The sequence below is a fragment of the Aeromonas hydrophila subsp. hydrophila ATCC 7966 genome (assembly GCF_000014805.1).
GTDB lineage: Bacteria > Pseudomonadota > Gammaproteobacteria > Enterobacterales > Aeromonadaceae > Aeromonas > Aeromonas hydrophila.
The window spans coordinates 4,256,176-4,276,102 of sequence record NC_008570.1; the positions used below are offsets into that span (position 1 = coordinate 4,256,176).

The 19,927-nt window shown below is 63.5% G+C and carries 20 protein-coding genes and 4 tRNA genes; 7 read left to right on the forward strand and 17 right to left on the reverse strand.

Annotation, left to right across the window (positions count from 1 at the left end):
* Positions 1-57 precede the first annotated feature (57 nt).
* The 4 genes from AHA_RS19355 to AHA_RS19370 form a co-directional block, all read right to left on the reverse strand.
* Positions 58-516 (reverse strand): methylglyoxal synthase, encoded by a 459-nt coding sequence (locus tag AHA_RS19355; protein WP_010635987.1) that lies wholly within the window; start codon positions 514-516, stop codon positions 58-60.
* Positions 517-604: 88 nt separating this feature from the next.
* Positions 605-2,710, reverse strand: coding sequence for a DUF885 domain-containing protein (locus AHA_RS19360; RefSeq protein WP_011707536.1), 2,106 nt, complete (start codon positions 2,708-2,710; stop codon positions 605-607).
* Between the two features lie 202 nt (positions 2,711-2,912).
* A complete protein-coding gene (gene bfr, locus AHA_RS19365) occupies positions 2,913-3,392 on the reverse strand; it encodes a bacterioferritin (protein ID WP_011707537.1) in 480 nt (159 codons plus the stop codon).
* A 142-nt stretch (positions 3,393-3,534) separates the two neighbouring features.
* Positions 3,535-3,741 carry a bacterioferritin-associated ferredoxin gene (locus AHA_RS19370; protein ID WP_016352142.1) on the reverse strand — a complete coding sequence of 69 codons (207 nt, stop codon included), beginning with the start codon at positions 3,739-3,741 and terminating at the stop codon, positions 3,535-3,537.
* A 137-nt stretch (positions 3,742-3,878) separates the two neighbouring features.
* Here AHA_RS19370 and AHA_RS19375 point away from each other — a divergent pair, with 137 nt between their 5' ends.
* Entirely contained in the window at positions 3,879-4,190 is a 312-nt protein-coding gene (locus AHA_RS19375) for an HlyU family transcriptional regulator (protein ID WP_011707539.1), read from the forward strand.
* Positions 4,187-6,253: a tRNA(Met) cytidine acetyltransferase TmcA gene (locus AHA_RS19380; protein WP_011707540.1), complete on the forward strand. Its 2,067-nt coding sequence runs from the start codon at positions 4,187-4,189 to the stop codon at positions 6,251-6,253. The genes AHA_RS19375 and AHA_RS19380 overlap by 4 nt, the downstream gene beginning before the upstream one ends.
* Here AHA_RS19380 and AHA_RS19385 read toward each other — a convergent pair.
* Positions 6,240-6,959, reverse strand: a complete 720-nt coding sequence (locus AHA_RS19385; RefSeq protein WP_011707541.1) for an SDR family NAD(P)-dependent oxidoreductase — start codon at positions 6,957-6,959, stop codon at positions 6,240-6,242. The genes AHA_RS19380 and AHA_RS19385 overlap by 14 nt on opposite strands.
* 206 nt (positions 6,960-7,165) lie before the next feature.
* Between AHA_RS19385 and AHA_RS19390 the strand changes: the two genes are divergently transcribed.
* The gene (locus tag AHA_RS19390; RefSeq protein WP_011707542.1) at positions 7,166-8,179 is read left to right on the forward strand and encodes a chemotaxis protein; all 1,014 of its coding nucleotides are present in this window, start codon (positions 7,166-7,168) and stop codon (positions 8,177-8,179) included.
* 60 nt (positions 8,180-8,239) lie between these two features.
* Here AHA_RS19390 and AHA_RS19395 read toward each other — a convergent pair whose 3' ends face one another.
* Together AHA_RS19395 and AHA_RS19400 are read right to left on the reverse strand one after the other, a co-directional pair.
* A complete protein-coding gene (locus AHA_RS19395) occupies positions 8,240-9,412 on the reverse strand; it encodes a CD0519/CD1768 family membrane protein (RefSeq protein WP_029302089.1) in 1,173 nt (390 codons plus the stop codon).
* Between the two features lie 343 nt (positions 9,413-9,755).
* On the reverse strand, positions 9,756-10,271 hold the full coding sequence (locus AHA_RS19400) for a ClbS/DfsB family four-helix bundle protein (protein WP_011707544.1): 516 nt from the start codon (positions 10,269-10,271) through the stop codon (positions 9,756-9,758).
* A 112-nt stretch (positions 10,272-10,383) separates the two neighbouring features.
* Between AHA_RS19400 and AHA_RS19405 the strand changes: the two genes are divergently transcribed.
* Positions 10,384-10,716 (forward strand): hypothetical protein, encoded by a 333-nt coding sequence (locus AHA_RS19405; protein ID WP_077392300.1) that lies wholly within the window; start codon positions 10,384-10,386, stop codon positions 10,714-10,716.
* 27 nt (positions 10,717-10,743) lie between these two features.
* Here AHA_RS19405 and AHA_RS19410 read toward each other — a convergent pair whose 3' ends face one another.
* From AHA_RS19410 to plsY, 6 genes are all read right to left on the reverse strand, one after another.
* Positions 10,744-12,087: a potassium channel family protein gene (locus tag AHA_RS19410; protein WP_011707545.1), complete on the reverse strand. Its 1,344-nt coding sequence runs from the start codon at positions 12,085-12,087 to the stop codon at positions 10,744-10,746.
* Between the two features lie 258 nt (positions 12,088-12,345).
* Positions 12,346-12,421, reverse strand: a tRNA-Asn gene (locus tag AHA_RS19415).
* A gap of 45 nt (positions 12,422-12,466) precedes the next feature.
* Positions 12,467-12,542: transfer RNA gene (locus AHA_RS19420), tRNA-Phe, on the reverse strand.
* A 3-nt stretch (positions 12,543-12,545) separates the two neighbouring features.
* Positions 12,546-12,621: transfer RNA gene (locus tag AHA_RS19425), tRNA-Thr, on the reverse strand.
* A gap of 52 nt (positions 12,622-12,673) precedes the next feature.
* Positions 12,674-12,749, reverse strand: a tRNA-Phe gene (locus AHA_RS19430).
* Between the two features lie 47 nt (positions 12,750-12,796).
* Positions 12,797-13,459 carry a glycerol-3-phosphate 1-O-acyltransferase PlsY gene (plsY, locus tag AHA_RS19435; protein ID WP_016352149.1) on the reverse strand — a complete coding sequence of 221 codons (663 nt, stop codon included), beginning with the start codon at positions 13,457-13,459 and terminating at the stop codon, positions 12,797-12,799.
* A 176-nt stretch (positions 13,460-13,635) separates the two neighbouring features.
* On the opposite strand from plsY, the gene folB reads away from it, so the two are divergent.
* From folB to AHA_RS19450, 3 genes are all read left to right on the forward strand, one after another.
* Complete coding sequence (gene folB, locus AHA_RS19440; RefSeq protein WP_011707547.1) at positions 13,636-14,007, forward strand: dihydroneopterin aldolase; 372 nt, start codon at positions 13,636-13,638, stop codon at positions 14,005-14,007.
* Complete coding sequence (folK, locus tag AHA_RS19445) at positions 14,007-14,516, forward strand: 2-amino-4-hydroxy-6-hydroxymethyldihydropteridine diphosphokinase (RefSeq protein WP_011707548.1); 510 nt, start codon at positions 14,007-14,009, stop codon at positions 14,514-14,516. Before folB ends, folK begins: the two co-directional genes overlap by 1 nt.
* A 121-nt stretch (positions 14,517-14,637) precedes the next feature.
* Positions 14,638-15,120 carry a YbaK/EbsC family protein gene (locus tag AHA_RS19450; RefSeq protein ID WP_011707549.1) on the forward strand — a complete coding sequence of 161 codons (483 nt, stop codon included), beginning with the start codon at positions 14,638-14,640 and terminating at the stop codon, positions 15,118-15,120.
* 9 nt (positions 15,121-15,129) lie between these two features.
* Here AHA_RS19450 and mdtD read toward each other — a convergent pair whose 3' ends face one another.
* The 4 genes from mdtD to AHA_RS19470 form a co-directional block, all read right to left on the reverse strand.
* Positions 15,130-16,518 carry a multidrug transporter subunit MdtD gene (mdtD, locus tag AHA_RS19455; protein ID WP_011707550.1) on the reverse strand — a complete coding sequence of 463 codons (1,389 nt, stop codon included), beginning with the start codon at positions 16,516-16,518 and terminating at the stop codon, positions 15,130-15,132.
* 61 nt (positions 16,519-16,579) lie between these two features.
* On the reverse strand, positions 16,580-17,707 hold the full coding sequence (locus AHA_RS19460; protein ID WP_164927753.1) for a CobW family GTP-binding protein: 1,128 nt from the start codon (positions 17,705-17,707) through the stop codon (positions 16,580-16,582).
* A 9-nt stretch (positions 17,708-17,716) separates the two neighbouring features.
* Positions 17,717-19,111: a D-arabinono-1,4-lactone oxidase gene (locus tag AHA_RS19465; protein WP_011707552.1), complete on the reverse strand. Its 1,395-nt coding sequence runs from the start codon at positions 19,109-19,111 to the stop codon at positions 17,717-17,719.
* Positions 19,112-19,234: 123 nt separating this feature from the next.
* Positions 19,235-19,852 carry a LysE family translocator gene (locus AHA_RS19470; RefSeq protein ID WP_011707553.1) on the reverse strand — a complete coding sequence of 206 codons (618 nt, stop codon included), beginning with the start codon at positions 19,850-19,852 and terminating at the stop codon, positions 19,235-19,237.
* Positions 19,853-19,927 lie beyond the last annotated feature (75 nt).

Consider the following 19,927-nt stretch of genomic DNA (forward strand, 5'->3'; position numbering starts at 1 on the left):
TCGTTCCCGCCAATAAAAAGAGCCGGCCCCTTGGCCGGCTCTGTCGTTTCTGCCCCGTTACTGGGTTCTCGCCTTGAGATAGCCGGCGTAGTCCGGGATCTGCACGCTGAACGCCTGGCGCATGTGGGGGCTGTCCATGATGAAATCGGCGGTCGCCTCGTTGGTGGCGACCGGGATGTTCCAGACTGCCGCAAGGCGCAGCAAGGCCTTCACGTCCGGATCGTGGGGCACCGCATTGAGGGGATCCCAGAAGAAGATCAGCACGTCGATCTTGCCCTCGGCGATCAGGGCGCCGAGCTGCTGGTCGCCCCCCATGGGGCCGGAGAAGAGACAGGTGATGGGCAGTTGTGCCTGCTTGCCGAGCATGGTGCCGGTGGTACCGGTGGCGTAGAGGTGGTGGAGCTTGAGCTCCTCCTTGCGCCGCATCACCCAGTTCAGCAGGGGGGTCTTCATGTTGTCGTGAGCCACCAGCGCCACTCGCTTGTGGGCCGCCATCTCACGGGCGATCTGTTCCATGGACATCATCCGTAGCAGTGTTGTTTGAATAGAGCCGTATCCTAATCGAAAGCGGCGCCCGTTGCCTTGCCGGGCGCCGTAACTGTGATCACTTCGACTGTTCAATCCACTGCTTGTTCTTCTGCTCCAGCACCGAGATGGGCAGCATGCCGTATTCCAGCACATGGTGGTGGAACGCCTTGAGGTCAAAGCCTCCACCCAGCGCCTGCTCGGCCGACTCCCGCATCCGGATCAGCGCCAGCTGGCCTGCCTTGTAGGAGGTCGCCTGACCGGTATAGGCCATGTAGCGCGGCACCTCGGAGCTGATGTCCCCCGCCCCCAGCGCCGAGTTCTCCTTCATGTAGTTGACGGCCTGGTCGTGGCTCCAGCCATACCAGTGGATGCCGGTATCCACCACCAGCCGCATGGCCCTCAGCATCTCCTCGTTGAGGCGGCCGAAGTACTGCAGCTGGTTGTTGAAGGCGGACGATCCCTCGACCTTCACGTCCCCCACCGCCGGATCATAGAGACCGCGCCCCTGATAGAGCCCCATGTCGTGATCCGCCAGGTATTCGGTGTAGAGCGCCCAGCCCTCCGCATAGGCGGTGTAGGAGGCGTTCGCCACGTACTGCGGGAAGTCGGGATCCTTGGCGGCCAGCTCCTGGGCGATGGTGATCTGGAAGTGGTGGCCCGGCGCCGCCTCGTGGGCCAGCAGGGTGCTGATGTTCCAGCTCTGCAGACCATAGGGGTAGTAGGTGTTGAGGAAGAACTGCCCCTTGCGGCCGGTCTGCGGGTTGCCGTCCTGATACCAGGCCACCCCGCCGTATGGCGCATCCGCATAGGAGACGGGCACCACCTCGTAATCCAGCTTGGGAATGGTGCGCTCGGCATCGAAGAAGTCTGGCAGCACCAGCGCCGCCTTGCTCTTGAAGGCGTTGTACTCCTGCAGTGCCCGCTCGTGTTCGGCCAGCGCCTGCTGCTGCGGTCCGCTCAGGGTCGCCCCGGCGGCATTGTCCGGGTTGAGGCCGGCCGACCAGACCGCCAGCGGGTTCTGATAGAAGAAGGCCGGCTCGTTCAGATAGCGGAAGAAGGCGTAGATCTGGCCGCTCTGCTTGCTCTGGGCCACGTCGTCGCTGTCACACTTGCCGACGGTATGGCACACCTTGACCATGGCGCCGAAGATCCGCTCCACCTCGCTCAGCCCCAGCGCATGCACCTGCTCCGGCGTCATGTCGGTGGTGGTGTGCTTCTTCAGCAGCCAGCGATACCAGTCGCGCCCGTTGGTCATGCCGCAGAAACCGTCGTCGCACTCGCCGCTGCCAAGGCGCACCGCATAGGCGCCGCCGTGCTGGTAATCCAGGTAGTCGCGCAGCGCCAGATAGCGGCCGTTGATGCTGTCCAGCACCCCCTTGTACTCGCTGCGCTGCGCCTCGTCCGCCTCTCCCGGCAGTTGCTGCCAGCCAAGGTAGGAACCGGCGATCGCCTCCCCATCCAGCTTGCTGTTGAGCTGGGCCAGCAGCCGGTCCACCAGCTCGTCCGGCAGAGTGTTGCCCTGAGCGCTGCCCAGTTCGAACTGGTGCTTCACCTCGGCAAGGTAGCCGTCATAGGCCTTGAGCCAGGTGAGGTGCTCCTGATACCAGGCCAGTGGCGCGGTGGCGGCCCTCTCCTTGCCCGCCGGAACCGGTGCCGCAGCCGGGCGATCGAGGTCGCGCCGCCAGGCGGCATCCCCCGGTGCGACCCGCTCGGCCGAGCTCTGCTCGAAATAGTCGAAGCCGCGCTCGACGGTGCGGGCGGCCCTGCCGCTGGCCGGGGCGGCCCCCACCTCATCGGCCAGATCCACCACCCGGTTGCGGAAGTGATGGATCGGGATCTGGGACTGGGGCAGATCGTAACCCGCCAGGTTGATCTGCAGATCCCAGCGGATCATGTCGTAGAACAACCGGTCCCGTTCGCTCAGCACGCTCGAGTCCAGGGCATCCAGCCGTTTGAGCAGGGAACTGTCGAGGGCCTTGCGCTTGGCGATGCTGGCGGCATCGATGGCAAAACCGTAGGGGTCGAGCGCCTGGCCCTCGCGCAGGGCTTCGTCCATGGTCTGCATCAGAGAGGCCTTGGTGGCGGCGGGATCCGCCGGGGCGTTGGAGCTGTTGTCGTTGCAGGCAGCGAGCGAGAGTGCGATGGCGCAAGCCAGCGCCAGCTTGTTGGGCAAGAAGTGCATGGTGTAGTCCTTTAACCGTTGTTATTGTTTGTCCCCAATAAGGGGTTCCAATAGTGCATCTCTCCCGCGGACTTTTTTGCGACCTGATTAACAAAAATAAGCTTACTTTTCATGATGATAAGTCTCATGAAAAGCTATGCAGCCAGACATTAAAAAACCCGCCGCAGCGGGTTTTTTAATCGTTTTTTCATGCCATAACTATTCAGGAGCCGCCGTGATGCAGCTGGGACTGCTGATAGTTCTCCAGCCCGATGCGATCGATGAGATCGAGCTGGGTCTCCAGCCAGTCCACGTGCTCCTCCTCGTCTTCCAGGATCTCCTGGAACAGGTCGCGGCTGATGTAATCCTGCACCGACTCGGCGTAGGCGATGGCGACCTTCAGGTCCGGGATGGCATCCATCTCCAGCGACAGGTCGCAGCGCAGCATCTCCTCCACCGTCTCGCCGATGCGCAGCTTGCCCAGATCCTGCAAGTTGGGCAGCCCTTCCAGAAACAGCACCCGCTTGACCAGCTCGTCGGCGTGTTTCATCTCATCGATGGACTCGTGATACTCCTTGTGACCGAGCGCCTTGAGGCCCCAGTCATCGTAGATGCGGGCATGCAGAAAATATTGGTTGATGGCTATCAGCTCATTGGCCAGCACCTTGTTGAGGTGGGCAATGATCTTGGGATCTCCTTTCATCGACAGTGCTCCTTGGTTCGTGCCTGAGGCTGAGATCTTTAGAGCTTAGTCCAGAAAAGTGACAACAAAAGGTCCGGCGAGCCAGCTCGCCTACGGGAAGGGATTGAAAAGACGGGCCGGTTTTACTGGCGACAGGCCCTGCTCAGGCCACCTCGTAGTAGAGCGGCGCCTGTTCCAGCTCGGCTTTGTCGAGTTCGGCGGCGATGATCTCCATGGTCATGCGCACGCACTTGCCACACTGGGCACCCACTTCGAGCGACTGCTTGAGCTGGCGAAACTCGGTCTTGCCTGCCTGTACCGCCTTGCGGATCTGGGAATCTGTGATGCCGCGGCACAAACAGACGTACATAGTGTTTACCTCATGCTGGATTGCCATGAAATCTAAATGAGAATGGTTCGTAGTGCAAATAACGATTGGTAATAAGATCCCCCGCTTGCCAGCCATCAACCCCTTGGTGACAATGCCCTGTCACTGAGGGAAACATCATGCTCAAGAAACTGTTCACTGCCCTGTTTGGCGGCCAGCCCGCTGCGGTCGCCGAAGTCACTCCCACCGAATACGCCGGCTACCTCATCTATCCCGAGCCCATGGCCGAAGGGGGTCAGTATCGACTGGCTGGCCGCATCACCAAGGAGCTGGATGGCGTGCTGCAGACCCACCGCTTCATCCGCTCCGATCTGTTTGCCAACCCCGCCGATGCAGAGCGCTTCATGGTGCAGAAGGCACACACCTTCATCGACCAGATGGGGGATCGCATGTTCGAGCCCCGCAAACCGGCCGACAGCACCGCCTCATGATGCCGGCTGCGCTCGACGAGTTGCGCCAGGTGCTGGCTCGCACCGGTGAACGGCGGCTGATCTGGCTGGAAGGTGATGAGGCCGATTGCATCGCCCGAGCCGAGACGCTGCTGAGCGGCGTCAGCTACTGGCTGGGGGACGGCCCGAGCGAGCACCACCCGCAACCGGCGGCCAAGGCGTTGCAGCGGCTCGGTCAGGAGTGCGACACGCTTGTGTTTAATACTTTCAGCGGTTTTCACCCCGATGCATTCGGGGCGCTGGCGGGCACCTTGCGGGCAGGCGGCCTGCTGCTGCTGCTGACGCCCCCCAGAGCGCAATGGCCCGAGTATCCGGATCCAGACCGGGTACGGCTGGTGGCACAACCGGAAGACATCGTGCTGGCGGGTCACGGCTTTCTCGCCCGGCTGGTGCGGCTGCTGGCGGGCGAGAAAGCCCTTGAGCTGACGCCACCAGCCACGACGACCCCATGGCAGCCGGTTGGGCCAGCGCGGCCATTGAGCTGTGATCAGGCCCGCGCCCTGCCCGCCATCCACAAGGTGTTGCACGGTCACCGCCGCCGCCCGCTGGTATTGAGTGCGGATCGGGGTCGCGGCAAGAGCAGCCTGCTAGGGCTGGCCGCTGCCGAACTGCTGCGCCAACAACCCGATCTGCAGATCGTGGTGACGGCGCCCTCCCAGGCCACGGTCGCCACCCTGTTTGCCCACGCCGCCCGTGCCCTTGAAGACGTACCACAACTGCTGGCAGGGCTCAGCTACTGCTCGCCGGATCGGCTGGTGCACGAGCCGCTGCAGCCCGATCTGCTGCTGGTGGACGAAGCGGCCGCCATCCCCACCCCGCTACTGGAAGCCATGCTGGCCCGGCACGGCCGCATCGTCTTCGCCACCACAGAGCACGGCTACGAGGGCACGGGTCGCGGTTTTCACCTGCGCTTCAAACGGGTGCTCGATCGCGAGACGCCCGGCTGGCAGGAGATCCACCTGGCCGAGCCGATCCGCTGGAGTAGCCGGGATCCGCTGGAGCCACTGGTGTTCCGGCTGCTCGGCCTCAACGCCGAGGTCGAAACGCCGCCAGCGCCCACCCAGCCTGGCTGGCGCCGGCTCGAGCAGGATGCACTGGCTGCCGACGAGGGGCTGCTCCATCGGGTATTCGGCCTGCTGGTGCTGGCCCATTACCAGACCACGCCGAGCGATCTGCGTTACCTGCTGGAGAGCCCAACCCTCGACATCCACCTGCTGGAGCAGGGTCCGCATCTGCTCGGGGTGGCACTGGTGGCCCGGGAAGGAGAGATAGCAGACGAGCTGGCCGAGGCGATCTGGGCCGGGCGACGGCGCCCGCGCGGCCACCTGCTGCCCCAATCGATGCTGGCGCACGCCGGCTTCAAAACCGCAGGCGCACGCAGCTACGCCCGGGTGATGCGCATCGCCATTCATCCAGCGCTCCATCGCCACGGGCTGGGGTCGCTCCTGCTGGCCCACCTCGAACAGCATTATCAGGCGGCAGGGCTCGACTATCTGGGCTCCGCCTTCTCGGCCAGCGCCGATCTGCTGCCCTTCTGGCGCAAGGCCGGGCTCAAGGTGCTGCGCATCGGCCTGCAGCGAGATGCCGCCAGCGGCAGCCACGCCGCCCTGCTGCTCAAGGCGCTGCAACCGACCTGTGCCGCCGAGCTGACCGACTGGCACCAACGCTTCGTGCGCCAGCTGCCCACCCTGCTGGCGGGCGAGCTGAAAAATCTTGAATCCGAGCTGGTGTGGCAATGCCTGCGGGATGGTGAGGCCAGCTTGAGCAGGCTCGATGCTTTTGATCAGGATGAGCTGGCCTGCTTTGCCCACCACCACAAACCGTTCGAGCTGTGCCAGCCCAGCCTGCAGCGCTGGCTGGCGGGCAACCTGACACAACTGGCAGAGCTTGACCCCGCCGAGCGGCAACTGCTGATCGCCACCATCTGGCAATATGCCGACTGGGGAGCGCTGGCGGCCAGGCTGCAACTGGCAGGCAAGCCGGCGGTCATCAAGGCGCTGCGCAGCCTGCTGGCCCGGCTGCTGCCGCCCGCTACCACTCGATAGGCTCGCCTCGCCAGTCGAGGTAGCTCAGCTCGCCATCCGGAGTCAGCCGCGCCATCAGCGTTACCAGATGCGCGGCAGCCTGTTGCGGGCTGTGCAGGCTGCCGGCGGCCAGGTTGCCGTGAAACGGTCGTGATAGCGCGGTATCCACCGTGCCCGGATGAAACGCCAGCAACTTGACACCGGGCGCCCGTCTGGCGAGCTCGATGGCGGCACACTTGAGCAGCATGTTGAGAGCCGCCTTGGCGGCGCGATAGCCATACCAGCCCCCGGCGCGGTTGTCGCCGATGCTACCAACCCGGGCGCTGAGCACCGCCAGGGTACAAGGGCTCGACCCCAGCAGCGGCAGCAGCTGGCTGATCCAGCGCAGCGGCAGCAGGGCGTTGGTCTGGTAGAGCTGGGTCATGGCCTCGAGGTTGAGCGCCTCGAGCCGCTTCTCCGGCCGGATGCTTCCCTGCTGCAGCAGGCCGTTGCAGATCACCAGCCAGCGTGGCCTCGGCGCAAGCTCGCCGAGGCGGGCCACCACCTCTGCCAGCTGTTCATCACTGTAATCGCAGCGCAGCCAGTGCAGCTTGCTGCTGTTGAGCCCCGCCGGTTGCGGCTGGCGACTGACGGCGATGACGGGCGCGGCACCCGCCGCCAGCCAGTGCTCGACCAGGGCGCTTCCCAGCCCCCCGCCGGCGCCGATCACCACGACACTCTCTTCCATGACAAGCCCCCTTGTGGCGAGTGTGATGGCCTTCTCCATCGCCCCGCGCTTTTCCTGATAGGCTGATACGCGCCTTCCAGCCTGCGGGATCAAGCGGTTATGGAGGCGATCTTGTGTGGATCCCGCCGTCGTCGGCGGATCCATTCCTATACTGAGGGAAAACCGCAGCGGGTGCTGCCAGCGCAACCAGAAGCACGAGAGTGACCATGATGTCCAAAGACGGGGAAGAGCGTAAATCCATCCTGACCGAGAGCGGCACCAACGAGCTCGAGATCATCGAATTCCACCTCAAGAAGCAGCTGCCCGATGGCCGCGAGAAAATAGCCTATTACGGCATCAACGTCGCCAAGGTGCGCGAGGTGATCCGGGTGCCGGAGACCACCGACTACCCCAATGCCCAGCGTCACATGGTGGGGGTCTTCTCCCTGCGCGAGCGGCTGATCCCGCTGGTGGATCTGGCCGGCTGGCTCGGCATCCGCACCAACCCGGACAACAGCAACAAGGTGGTCATCGTCACCGACTTCAACAAGATGGCAAACGGCTTCCTCATCGACAGCGTCAGCAGGATCCACCGGGTCTCCTGGGAGGATGTGGAGTCCCCCAGCCAGTTCCTGGAGGCGGGCGAGAATGACTGCGTGGTGGCGGTGGTCAGGCGCGACGGCAACCTCATCATGATCCTCGACTTCGAGAAGATCATCGCCGACATCAACCCTGAGCTGAGCATGGAGAAGTACGATGTGACCCAGGATCGCAAGGTCATCATCGACGATCGCATGATGGCCATGCGCCAGGCCAAAACCATTCTGGTGGTGGACGACTCCGCCTTCATCCGCAAGATGATCGAGACCACCCTGCGCACCGCAGGCTACAACGTGGTGACCGCCAAGGACGGGGGCGACGGGCTGGAGATGCTGATGGAGTTCGATCGCCTGTCGCAGGAGGAGAAGATCCCGGTGGCCGAGTTCGTCAGCGGCATCATCACCGACGTGGAGATGCCCCGCATGGATGGCATGCACCTGCTCAAGCGGCTGCGCGATACCCCCGCCTTCAAGACCACCCCCATCGTCATGTTCTCGTCGCTGATGAGCGATGACAACCGCCACAAGGCGCTGCAGCTGGGAGCCAACGACACCATCACCAAACCCGAGCTGGGTCGCATGGTCGGCATGATGGACAACTTCCTGCTCGGCATCCCCATCCCCAGACCCGGCAACCTGTGAGGCCGCCGGTCGGCCACGCAAGCAAAAGGGCGCCGAGGCGCCCTTTTGCTGCTTGATGGCTCACCCCAGCCAGAGATAGAGCTGGTGAGCCGCCACCCCGGCGCACAGGCCGCCGATGGTGTGGGCCACGATGGCGCGGGAGGTGAGATGGCGATAGCCGAGCGCATCCAGCATGGCGGTGTGGGTGCTCAAGAAGCCGCTCCAGCACATGCCCATGGCGGTGAACACCGCCACCTCGTTGCCGGTGATCCAGCCCTTGCCGATGAAGGGAGGCACCAGCGACATGGCGGCCCCGACCGCCCCCAGCGAGGTGACCGGGAAGGCCACCAGCTCGGCGTGGGTGAAGCCGAACAGCAGCTCGAACAGCCAGCCCACCTTGGCCGCCAGCACCGGCAGCAGCGCCACCCCCTGGAAGGCTTCACCGCTGTAGCCCTGCTCGCCCGGGCCGAAGGTCAGCAGCATCACGAAGGTGCTGATGATGAGCACCCCGGGGATCACCGCCATCCCCAGCTCCACCCCGGACTTGCCACCGTCCAGCAGGGCGTTGAGCACCCGCAGCCAGGTCGGGGCGGCTTCCTGGCTCAGACCCGGTTTGGCCCCCACGCTCGCCACCTCGTCGGTGATCGGGGTCTCCCCCACCAGCGGGCGGATCATCCGCTGCATCAGCCGGGTAGACACCACGGAGCCGATGAGGGCGCCGAGCAGACCGATCAGCGCCGCGCTGGCGGTGGACTCGCCGCCCGGCAGTTGCAGGGTCGCCATGAAGGTCACCACGATCAGCCCCATGCCGAAGGCGGTGCCGAAGTTGGTGAGCGACACCAGCTGCCAGGGGGTGAAGCCCTTGCGAAAACGGCTGTCCTTGGCGAGGCTGATCACCGCCGGGTTGTCGGAGAAGAAGGTCATCAGGGCCGCCAATGCGGTGCGCCCCGGCAGCCGGAACACCGGCTTCATCAGCGGTGCCAGCAGCACCTCCAGCAGGCGGATCACCCCGAACTCGCTGAGCAGCTGGCTGAGTGCGCCCGACAGCACGGTAATGCCCATGATGAAGAGCACTGTGTTGAGCAACAGCTGGTGAGCGGTGTTGAACAGGGTGTTGACCAGGGCGGAGAGGCCCATCTGGCTGCCGAGGTAGCCAAACAGGCTGCCGAGGATAACCAGCACCAATACCGGCTCCAGCCAGCGGCGAAGGGAGGCCGCCCCCTGGTGAGAATCTTTAACTGCTTGATTTTCCATACCAATCCTGAAATCTGTCGCTGTGTGGTGAGTATTGTTGTTATGGCCCCCATAAAGCAGGAGCCCTTGTCTTGCGACAAGGGCTCCTTGAATGACTCTTCCTGCCGGCTGCAAACCCGTGTCATACGGATTGACGCTTCGCCGCGCCAGCGGCTGAACCAGGGAGGAAACACGGGTGGCCGGACGATCCTGTCCAGTCTGCCCGTCTCGCGTCAGCACGCCGGCCCACGGCCAGCCCGGCGACGAAACGGGGCGGCAGTATAACAACTGGGGCCTGCCAGCGAAACAAGGGGGGAGACCTGCGCCTTGCCACCCCCTCGCCTGTGCTCGCCGCCAACGAGCTCTACGGCTTCACCCCTTCGCTCTTCAACCACTTGCGCAACCGGCCGTTGGCATTGTGATAGGGCGAGGCGGTATTGAACTGGATCATCCGTCCCAGCGGCCAGCGCTCATACCAGGGGCGACCATACAGCTCATCGTCGCTGCGCTGCCCGATCAGCTCGACGATGCGGGCCCTGGCCGCCACCAGCCGGGTCAGCAGCTGCGGGTAGGTCAGACTCTCATAGTCCCGATAGAATTTGTGCGCCAGCCCGCCCAGCTCGTTCCATTTAAAGCCGGTCTCGGGAAAATCCACCGGCAGACCCGCCGCATTCCGCTCGATCCACTTGATCACCAGCTCATTCCAGCCGATGAGGTAGGCCACCAGATTGGCCACGCTCATGCGGGTGCCCTTGCTGTGCCCCTCCATCACCGGCTCTTGTGTCAGGCCCTCGGGGACGGCCTGCAAGGCCTTGAACAGCTTGCCGAAGTTCGTCTCGATGGCGAGCAGCAGCTCGGCCTTGTCAGCAGGGATCCCCATCACTTTTCTCCTGAATGCCCGCCACCCTACAAGCGGCGGGCGAGATTGCCGTCCACGGCCGGCGCGGGTAAGCTCGCCCCATCGGCCATCCATCTACTCATCCAGCAGCACCATGAACGACCTCGTGACCTACATCAGGGCCATCCATCGCCAGGCGGGGCCGGCGATAATCGTCCGCCAGCAGAGTGAACAGCACAGCGAGCAGGACGAGAGCGGCACTCTGACTCATCACCGGCAGACCCATTACTGGTTTGCCAACGGCGTGGTCATCTGCCACCAGCTGGAGCTGGACGAAGAGCCCTCCCCGCAGCTCTGTCCGGAGTGCTGGATCAGCTACCGGGTGGTCACCAGCCCCATTCCCATCACACCTGCGCGCAAGCTGTTCCACAACCCCTGCCAGGAGGCCTTCTGGCTCAAAATGCAGGAGAGCACGCCAGCCGGCTGACCCGCTAGAGCGGTAGCCGACGCCCCATCAATACTGCTTGGTCTTGGAGGCAAATCCCGCCAGGAACAACCCGGTCAGAAACATGCCGCAGAAAGCCTCGATGGCCGACAGCAGCTGGAGCGGGGAGGAGGTCTGGGAGATGTCGCCATAGCCCAGGGTCACGAAGGTGACGATGCTGAAGTAGAGCGAGCGGCCCAGGTGGTGGTAGGTGACCGAGGCCGGCGCCAGAAAATAGGTCAGGGTCGCCAGCAGGATCACCCCCATCGACAACAGCAGGCTGCGGATCGGCCGCTCGCCAAAGCCCCAAGTGATGAAGCTGATGAACTTGGCGGCGCACTTCAGGTAGCACAGCAGGGTGAGCCAACCTTTCTTGAGCAAGCCGCTGCGCAGCCAGCACTCCTTGAACAGCTCCCTCGGGCTCGCCAGCGACTTCATCTCGTGCAGCTTCTCCTTGTAGTAACACTCGCCGGCATCGACGGTATCACCCACGCTGGAGAAGAGCCGCTTGGCATTGCGGTAGAGCTTGCTGGCCTCGCTGTGATCGACCCGGCCATTCTCGTTGTAGGCCACCTGCACCTTGTCCAGGTTGGTGTGCTCCATGGTGGCGTCGAAGTTCTTGGCCCGCACGTTGAAGTTTTTCAGCACCGCCCGGGAGGAGTGAAAACGGATCTCCTCGCATTCGATGGTGAAGTCCTGAAACACCCCGTCCTCCAGCGCCAGCTCCCGCTTCTTGGCCCAGGCCCTGTGATCCCACAGCAGGGAGTCGAACAGATCGAGCCCGATCACCCCGCCGTTGACCCTCACCCCCTTGGCCGAGCAGTGCCACAGATAGACCTTGGAGTTGTTGACGGCGCCATCCAGCGAGAGTTCGTCCAGGCAGGTGAAGTCGAGCAGCCGGCCTGAGATGATGGGGCTTTTGAGCTCGGCGCCGCCGATGTTGAGCAGGCGGTGCTTGCCCAGTACCTGGGCCTCCCCCTTGTTGTTCTCGGAGACCGAGAGCAGGCTCTGCACCCGCTTCACCTCGTCCTTGCCGTGCTTGCCGGCCAGCCACATGCAGTAGGGTTCAAAGCGCGTCTCGGCGCGGATCAGCCCGCTCTTGCGCAGGGACTCCAGCGCGCTCGAGGCGGTCTCATAGAGCCTGATCTTGTCGTCGCTCATGTAGAGACACAGGCTCAGCACGCAGCGGGAGCTGATGAAGCGGGCGATGCCGATCTGGAAGATCACCTGCTTGTCGATCTTCTGCTCCGTCATCCAGTCGTCAAAATGGGGCAGCGACGCCACCAGCAGATCCCAGATCAGGGGATAGTCGTTGGCCCGGCGCCACTCGTTGAACTGTTCGGGGGAAAGCTGCCAAAGCTCTGTTGCATTCATGGATGACCTCGCTCAAAAAACGGTTCCGTTTGCCTGCACCGGGCCTGGTACCCGATAAGCCTGCATGACCCGAACCGGGCAGGAGACGGACTCAGCAAGCCATCATACTAGCCGAGCCGACGAAGTCACTGATGGGGAGGGGACAGGGTGAGCAATGCGACAACTTGGCGCCGGTTGGCCCATTTATTGTCCGCAGTGGAGCCAGACAGCGGCACACAGGCAAAGAAAAAGCCCAGCATTGCTGCTGGGCTTTTGAATTGGCTCCTCCTACTGGACTTGAACCAGTGACATACGGATTAACAGTCCGCCGTTCTACCGACTGAACTAAGGAGGAATTAACTATCGGAGACCAGATATCGCTATCTCATCGCCTTGATTGTGGTGCCCAGAGACGGAATCGAACCGCCGACACGGGGATTTTCAATCCCCTGCTCTACCGACTGAGCTATCTGGGCAAATGGTGCCGGCTACCGGAATCGAACTGGTGACCTACTGATTACAAGTCAGTTGCTCTACCTACTGAGCTAAGCCGGCACACTTTAAACCATTGTGCATGAACAAATTTTTATTTCATGGCACCAAAATTTGGTGCCCAGAGACGGAATCGAACCGCCGACACGGGGATTTTCAATCCCCTGCTCTACCGACTGAGCTATCTGGGCGTGGGCGCTATTAAACGGATTTTAAGGCAGGTGGTCAACGGGAAATTTCACTTTTTGTCTCGTTCGTCTCTTTTTTGCTCAGGATCATCCATTTCCAGCACTTCTTCCTGCTCGGCGCGGTTCTGGCGGCCCCAGACTCTGGGTTCCTCCCCCTTCAGCAGGCGGGCAATGTTCTCGTGATGGCGGATCAGAATGAGGCAGGAGAGCAGCGACACCGGCAACGTGTATTCCGGCTTGAGCAGGTAGGTAAAGAGCGGGGTCAGCAACACGGTAATGATGGAGGCCAGCGACGAATAGCCGCTCACCAGCAGCACCAGCAACCAGGTGCCGATCACCGCGCCCCCCATGGTGAAGCCGATGGGCATCATGGTGCCGAGCGCCGTGGCCACTCCCTTGCCGCCACGAAAGTGGAAGAAGATGGGATACATGTGGCCGAGACAGGCAGCCACCCCGATAAAGCCGAGGTAGACGGGTTTGATCTGCAGATACCAGGCGAGGTAGACGGGCGCCGTGCCCTTGAGCACATCGAGCAGCAGCACCACCACGGCCGCCAGCCGGCCACCGAGGCGCAGCACATTGGTGGCCCCCGGGTTGTGGGAGCCGTGATCACGGGGATCCGGCAGACCCGTGATGCGGGAAACCAGCACCGCACTGGACAGCGAGCCGCCCAGGTAGGCCAGAATAATCATCAAAATCGTCAGGGCCGTCATCTTGGTCGTTTTTACCACGATATGAATGGGGTATGATGCGGGCCACATTCTCTGGCGCCGGCGTGGGGTTGCCCAACGCGTGTCGCCCAAACCGGCCGCCGGCACTCATCCGCTGGCCAGGCCTGCATCCCTGCGCTGTCATCACAGCCCATCAAGAGTAAAGAAGAAGTACTGTCATGGACAAGGTGTTTATTCGCGGACTCGAGGTTTTGACCACTATCGGTGTATACGAGTGGGAGAAAGGCATTCGCCAGAAGCTCTGTTTCGACCTCGAGATGGGGTTCGACAACCGCCCCGCCGCCGCAACCGACGATATCAAGCTGGCACTGGATTACGCCACCCTCTCTCGCAAGATCTGTGATCACGCCTCCAGCAAGGTGGTGGAGCTGGTCGAAACCATGGCCGAACAGGTCGCCATGCTGGTGCTGGCCGACGAACGGGTACAGTGGGTCAAGGTCACCCTGACCAAACCGGGCGCCGTCCCCAATGCCGCCGGTGTCGGCGTCGAGATCCTGCGTCACCGCACCCCGGCCGCGAGCGCCAACTGATGACCCGCATCTATATCAGCCTGGGATCCAACATCGAGCGCGAGCGTCATATCCGCGCCGGCCTCGATGCGCTGCAAGCCGAGTTTGGTGAACTGCAGGTCTCCCGGGTGTTCGAGAGCGAGGCGGTGGGCTTCAACGGCCGCCCCTTCTACAACTTGGTGGTGGGCGCCGATACCGAGCTGCCGCTGGCGACCCTGTGCCAGCGACTGCGCGCCATGGAGTTTGCCCACGGCCGCGAGCCGGATGCCAAGAAGTTCGCCCCGCGCACCCTGGATCTCGATCTGCTGCTCTATGGCGAGCTGGTCTGCGAGACGCCGCTGGTGCTGCCGCGTGGCGAGATCCTCAGCAACGCCTTCGTGCTCTGGCCGCTGGCCGAACTGGCCCCCGCCCTGCGCCATCCGCTGGATGGGCGCACTCTCGGTGAGCTGTGGGAGCGTTACGACAAGGCCTCCCAACGGCTCTGCCCCATCCCCTTTCACTGGGCAGCGGGCGAATTGCAGCACCACTGAACAACAAGGGCACCTCGCGGTGCCCTTGTTGTTGATGGACGGAGCTGATAACGGATAAGAAACCGTGATTGGGCCTGCGCCGGTGCAAGTGGCAGGATGGCCGCCATCACAGGAGAACTCCATGCCACTCGATACCATTCACGACTTCAACTGCCGGCTGCTGGCCGGGCTGCCCCACCAGCGCTTCGAGCACGAACCCATCCTCGACTACGCCACCGATGAAAAGGTGAGAGCCCGCCTCGGCTGGCAGGCCGAATTCAGCAAGACCCTGTTTCTCAAGTTCAAGGATGGCCGCTTCGCCCTGCTGCTGACCCACAGGGATGGCCGGCTCGACAACAAGGCGGTCAAGGCGGCGCTCGGCGCCAAGCCCTCCATCTGCACCGCCGACGAGATGCAGGCCCAGATCGGTTGCCTGCCGGGCGCGGTCTGCCCCTTCCTGCCCCGCGCCGACATCCCGCTGCTGGTGGATCCCGTGCTCATGACCCACCACGCCTTTACTTGGACGCCGGGCCACCCCGAGCAGACCTTCCTGCTGGAAACCGCCCACCTGGCCGGGCTGCTGACCCAGCTGCCCTGCAAGGTGAGCTACCTGCCGGCCCCCTGAGCCCGCGGCTCAGCGCTTGTCCCGCGCCAGCTGGGCGAAGATCAGCGCCGCCAGCATCGACATCAGGCCGATGCAGAGGTAGGTGAGGTGAAAGCCTCCCAGCCACTGACCATCCGCCGCCGCCGAACCGGCCGAGAAGAGCCCCAGCAGGCTGGCGGCGATGGCCACCCCCAGGCTCATGGAGAGCTGCATCACCACCGACAGCAGGCCGTTGCCGCTGCTGGCAAACTCCGGGCTGAGATCCTGCAGGGTCAGGGTGTTCATGGCGGAGAACTGCAGCGAGTTGATGGCGCCGAACACCATCAGCCAGCCCAGCAGCACCCCGTAGGGGAGCTGGTTGTCGATGAGGGAGAAGCTGGCGATCATCACCCCCAGCGCCAGGGTGTTGCCGATCAGGATGCGGCGATAGCCGATGCGCGGAATGAGCTTGTTCACCAGCGTCTTGGTCAGCATGGCCCCCAGCACGGTGGGGATCATGGTCATCCCCGCCTTGCTCGGCGAGAAGCCGAGCCCCAGTTGCAGAAACAGCGGGGTGAGAAACGGCATGGCGCCGCTGCCGAGGCGGGCAAACAGGTTGCCCCAGATGCCGATGGCGAAGGTGCTGGTCTTGAACAGCCCCAGCCCGAACAGCGGCTCCTCGGCATTGGCGGCATAGAGCCAGTAGCTCGCCATGGCGGCCAGCCCGAACAGCAGGGCAAACAGCGCCCAGCCGGTGGAGATGCTGTGCTCCCCCAGCCCCTGCAGGCCCACCGACACCAGCACCATGCCGGCGCTGAACATCACGAACCCCTGCCAGTCGAACTTGGCCGTGCTCTGGCGTAGATCCGGCATGAAGTACCAGCTGGCGATAAAGCCGAGCAACCCCACCGGCAGGTTGATGAGAAACACCCAGTGCCAGCTCGCCACTTCCACCAGCCAGCCCCCCAGTGCCGGGCCAATGAGCGGCCCCACCAGGCCGGGGATGGTGACGAACGACATCACCCGCAGCAGCTCGTGCTTGCTGTAAACCCGCAGTACCGCCAGCCTGCCCACCGGCATCAGCAGGGCGCCACCGATCCCTTGCAGCACCCGCGCCGCCACCAGCAGCGGCAGGGAGTTGGCGGCCGCACAGGCCAAAGACCCCAAGGTAAACAGCAGGATGGCGGCCAGATAGATGCGGCGGGTGCCAAATCGGTCCGCCAGCCAGCCGGAGGCGGGAATGAGCAGCGCCACCGTCAGCATGTAGGCGATGATCACCGACTGCATCTGCAGCGGGCTCTCGCCTAGGGTCTCGGCCATGCTCGGCAGGGCAGTGTTGAGGATGGTGCCATCCAGCGTCTGCATGAAGAAACCGACCGCCGTGAGCGGCGGCAGCCATTTGCGCTGGGCAGGGGTCACCATGTGTGTGCTATCGGGCATCTGCAGCCACCTCCTCTTCAGACAAAAAAAGACCCGCACAAGCGCGGGTCATCTCATTACATCAGGCATCAGGCTGGCCGAGCATGGCTCTGAGCTGCTCTTCCAGGCTGGGCTCGGGCGCCTTGAGCGTATCCAGGAACAACCGCTCTATGCCCGCCTTGTCCTGACTCTTCACGATGAACACCAGCCGGGACTGGGCCTTGCCTTCCGGCCACTCTCCCAGCGCCTGCAGCGGATAGAGCTGGCCGTGGACGCCGTGGATCACCACCGGCTGGCTCTCTCCCTCCAGCTGCAATATGCCCTTGAGCCGCAGCAGCGCATCGCCGTATTGCGCCTGCACCGCATCGATGGCGGCCAGCAGGCGGGACGGCTTGAGCGGCTCGCCGATGCGCAGGGCGAAACTCTCGATATTGCCGTGCTCGAAGTGGGTCGGCGCGGCCGTGCCCACCTTGGCGGTGAACGGCTTCATCTTCGGCTGCATCGGCGAGGCCAGCCCCTGTTTCGGGGCTTCGGTGCGCAGCCAGGCCAGCAGCTGGCGCACGTCGCGCCCGGCCGCCTCGTTGTAGGCCCCCAGCTTCTCCAGCACCGCAGGCGACAGCTCGCCGTTGCTGACTCGCTTGATGGGGGCCGCCGGGTTCAGGGCCGCCAGCTGGGCTTCGACCCGCTCCAGCTGCTCGCCATCCACCAGATCCCCCTTGCTCACTACCAGCAGATCCGCCAGCGCCACCTGTTTCACCGCTTCATACTGAGCCGCCAACTGCTGCTCGATATGACCGGCATCCACCACGGTGACGGTGCCGTCGAAGCGGTAACGCTGGGCGATAAAGCCCTCCTCCCTCAACGTGAACAGCACGGGGGCCGGATCGGCAAGACCAGTGGTCTCGATGATGAGTCGCTTGAACGGTTTGATCTTGCGCTGAATGGCCTTCATAAACAGCCCCTGCAGCGCCTCCACCAGGGAGCCCTGCACCGAGCAGCAGATGCAGCCGGAATCGAGTAGCACCACCTGCTCGTCCACCTGCTGCACCAGGTGGTGATCCAGCCCCACCGAGCCGAACTCGTTGATCAGCACCGCGCACTCGCCAAGCTCGGGCTGCTTGACCCAGTGATTGAGCAAGGTGGTCTTGCCGCTGCCGAGAAAGCCGGTCAGCAGGGTCACTGGGATACGGGTATCTTGCATATCGGTCATGTCAGATCCTTACCGGTTGGCAAACAGGTCGGCAAGCCAGCGGTTTTCGAAGCGGCCGTGGGGGTCGAGCTCGCCCTTGAGGGCAAGGAAGTCGTGCCAGCGCGGCAGCAGCGCCGGGAAGTCGTAGAGATCCATCGCCAGGTGCTTGCCGAAGTGCGGGATGCCGCCAAGCGGCACCAGCAGTTGCTGCAGTTCGCGCATCTGCTCCATGGAGCCGTTGACGAAGGTGCCGTCCGCCGCCAGATAGACCAGAAACCCGATCCAGCAGACCGACTGATCATAGGCGGCGCTGAGCCAGGCCTTGGAGGGGCCGGTGCAGCGCAGGATAAAGGGATAGTGCAGCACGCCGGGGTTGGCCTGCTGCCACGCCTGCAGGGTCTCCAGTGCCTCGTTCATCCGATGCAGCGGCACCGCCACCTCGCAGTTGATCTGGGGCGCCGGGATCCCCTTGCAGAGGATCTGGTAGACGTTGCCCACCAGATCGGAGGCATCCTTGAAGCGGCGCACCGTCTCGAAGTGCTCGCCGGCCAGCGCCTCATCCTTGGTGTCCTTGGCCATCTTCTGCAGAGTCGCATCTATGGTGGCATTCATGCGGGCGTCGATGTCGCCCTCCAGCAGCAGCGGCTCGCTGCCGCCAGCGCGGTAGCGGGCCACCTCTTCTTCGGAGGCCGGGTCCACCAGCCAGATGTGGCTCTCGCCGGTCCAGGCGAACCACCAGCTCTTCACAAAGGCGTGCTCGCGGTTGAGCCGCTCATTGTGCGCCAGCAGGAAGGGATAGTCGGTGGTGAACTTGGTGCAGCGCATGATGCGATTCGGCACGGTCTGCAGGGTGACGTCGAGCAAAATGCCGAGCATCCCCATGCCCATCACGAAGGCGCCGAAGCGCGAGTCGGTGCGATCCACACGGATGATGTCGCCACTGGCCAGCATGACTGTCATGGCCGCCACCGCATCGCACAGGGCGGACTGGTGCAGCCCCTGGCCGTGGGTGCCGGTGCTGAGCGCACCGCCCAGGGTCTGGATGCCGATGACGCCGGGAGACGCCGGCAACATCCGCTCCATGGCGATGAGATCGGCGTAGACGGTGTCGAGGGGCGTCCCCGCCTGATAGGTCACGGTATCGACCGTTTTGGCCAGCTGACCGCGCAGGTGGTGCAAGTCCACCAGCAGCGCCTGGCTGCCCTCGGCATAGACGCTGTGGATGGGTTCGAAGGAGAGGCCGGAGCCGATGAGGCGCAGCTTGCGCTCGGGGTTTTCCCGCAGCAGTTGCTGCAGTTCATCGCGATTCTTGGGACGCCACACCTGCTCCAGTGCGCCGAGCGGATTGGTTCTGGACCAGTTGAACAGCACCTCCCGCTGACCTATCGCCTTGATGCTGTGAAATGCCTGGAACCTGACCGTCATACCGCCCCTCATCTTTATTGACGTCAAAATGAGCGCCAATTCTACCGAAAAGCGGACCACAAGGCATGAAAAACAAGCCCCTACAGTCGGGGGTGAATAGGGGAGAGCGCCTCTCCCCTCACCTCAGCGCGTCTGCTGGGTCAGTGCCAGCAGCATGCCGAATCCCACCAGCAGCCCGCCAAACACCCGATCGATCCAGTGGCGCACCGCCAGCAGCCGACCCCGTACCGAGTCGGTGGAGAAGAAGATCGCCACCGCGCTGAACCAGACGGCGTGGGCCAGCACGATGAAGGCGCCGTAACCGAGCTGGACCGCCAGCGGCGTCTGCGGCTGCACCACCTGCATGAACAGGCTGACGATGAAGATGGTGGTCTTGGGGTTGAGCACATTGGTCAGAAAACCGGTGCGCAGCGCCCCCAGGCTGGAGAGGGCGGGCTGCTCGGCCAGCACCTCGGCGCTCACCGGTTTGGCCCGCAGCATCTTGATGCCGAGGAAGATGAGGTAGGCAGCCCCCGCCAGCTTGATGAGATTGAACAGCCAGAGCGACTGCTGGATCAGCAATCCCACCCCAAGCAGGGTGTAGGTGACGTGCACGCAGACCCCGGCGCCGATGCCGAGCGCCGTCAGCACCCCGCTGCGGCGAGAGAGCAGCAGGCTGTTGCGCGACACCATGGCGAAGTCGGGTCCCGGGCTGATGACGGCAAAGAAGGTAATGGCTACTACGGCTAACAGTTCGGTCATGAAAATAGTCCTGATCACATGGAATATCGGCTATTTTATTTGGCCATAGCACCAATAACGAACGATAACTTCTGA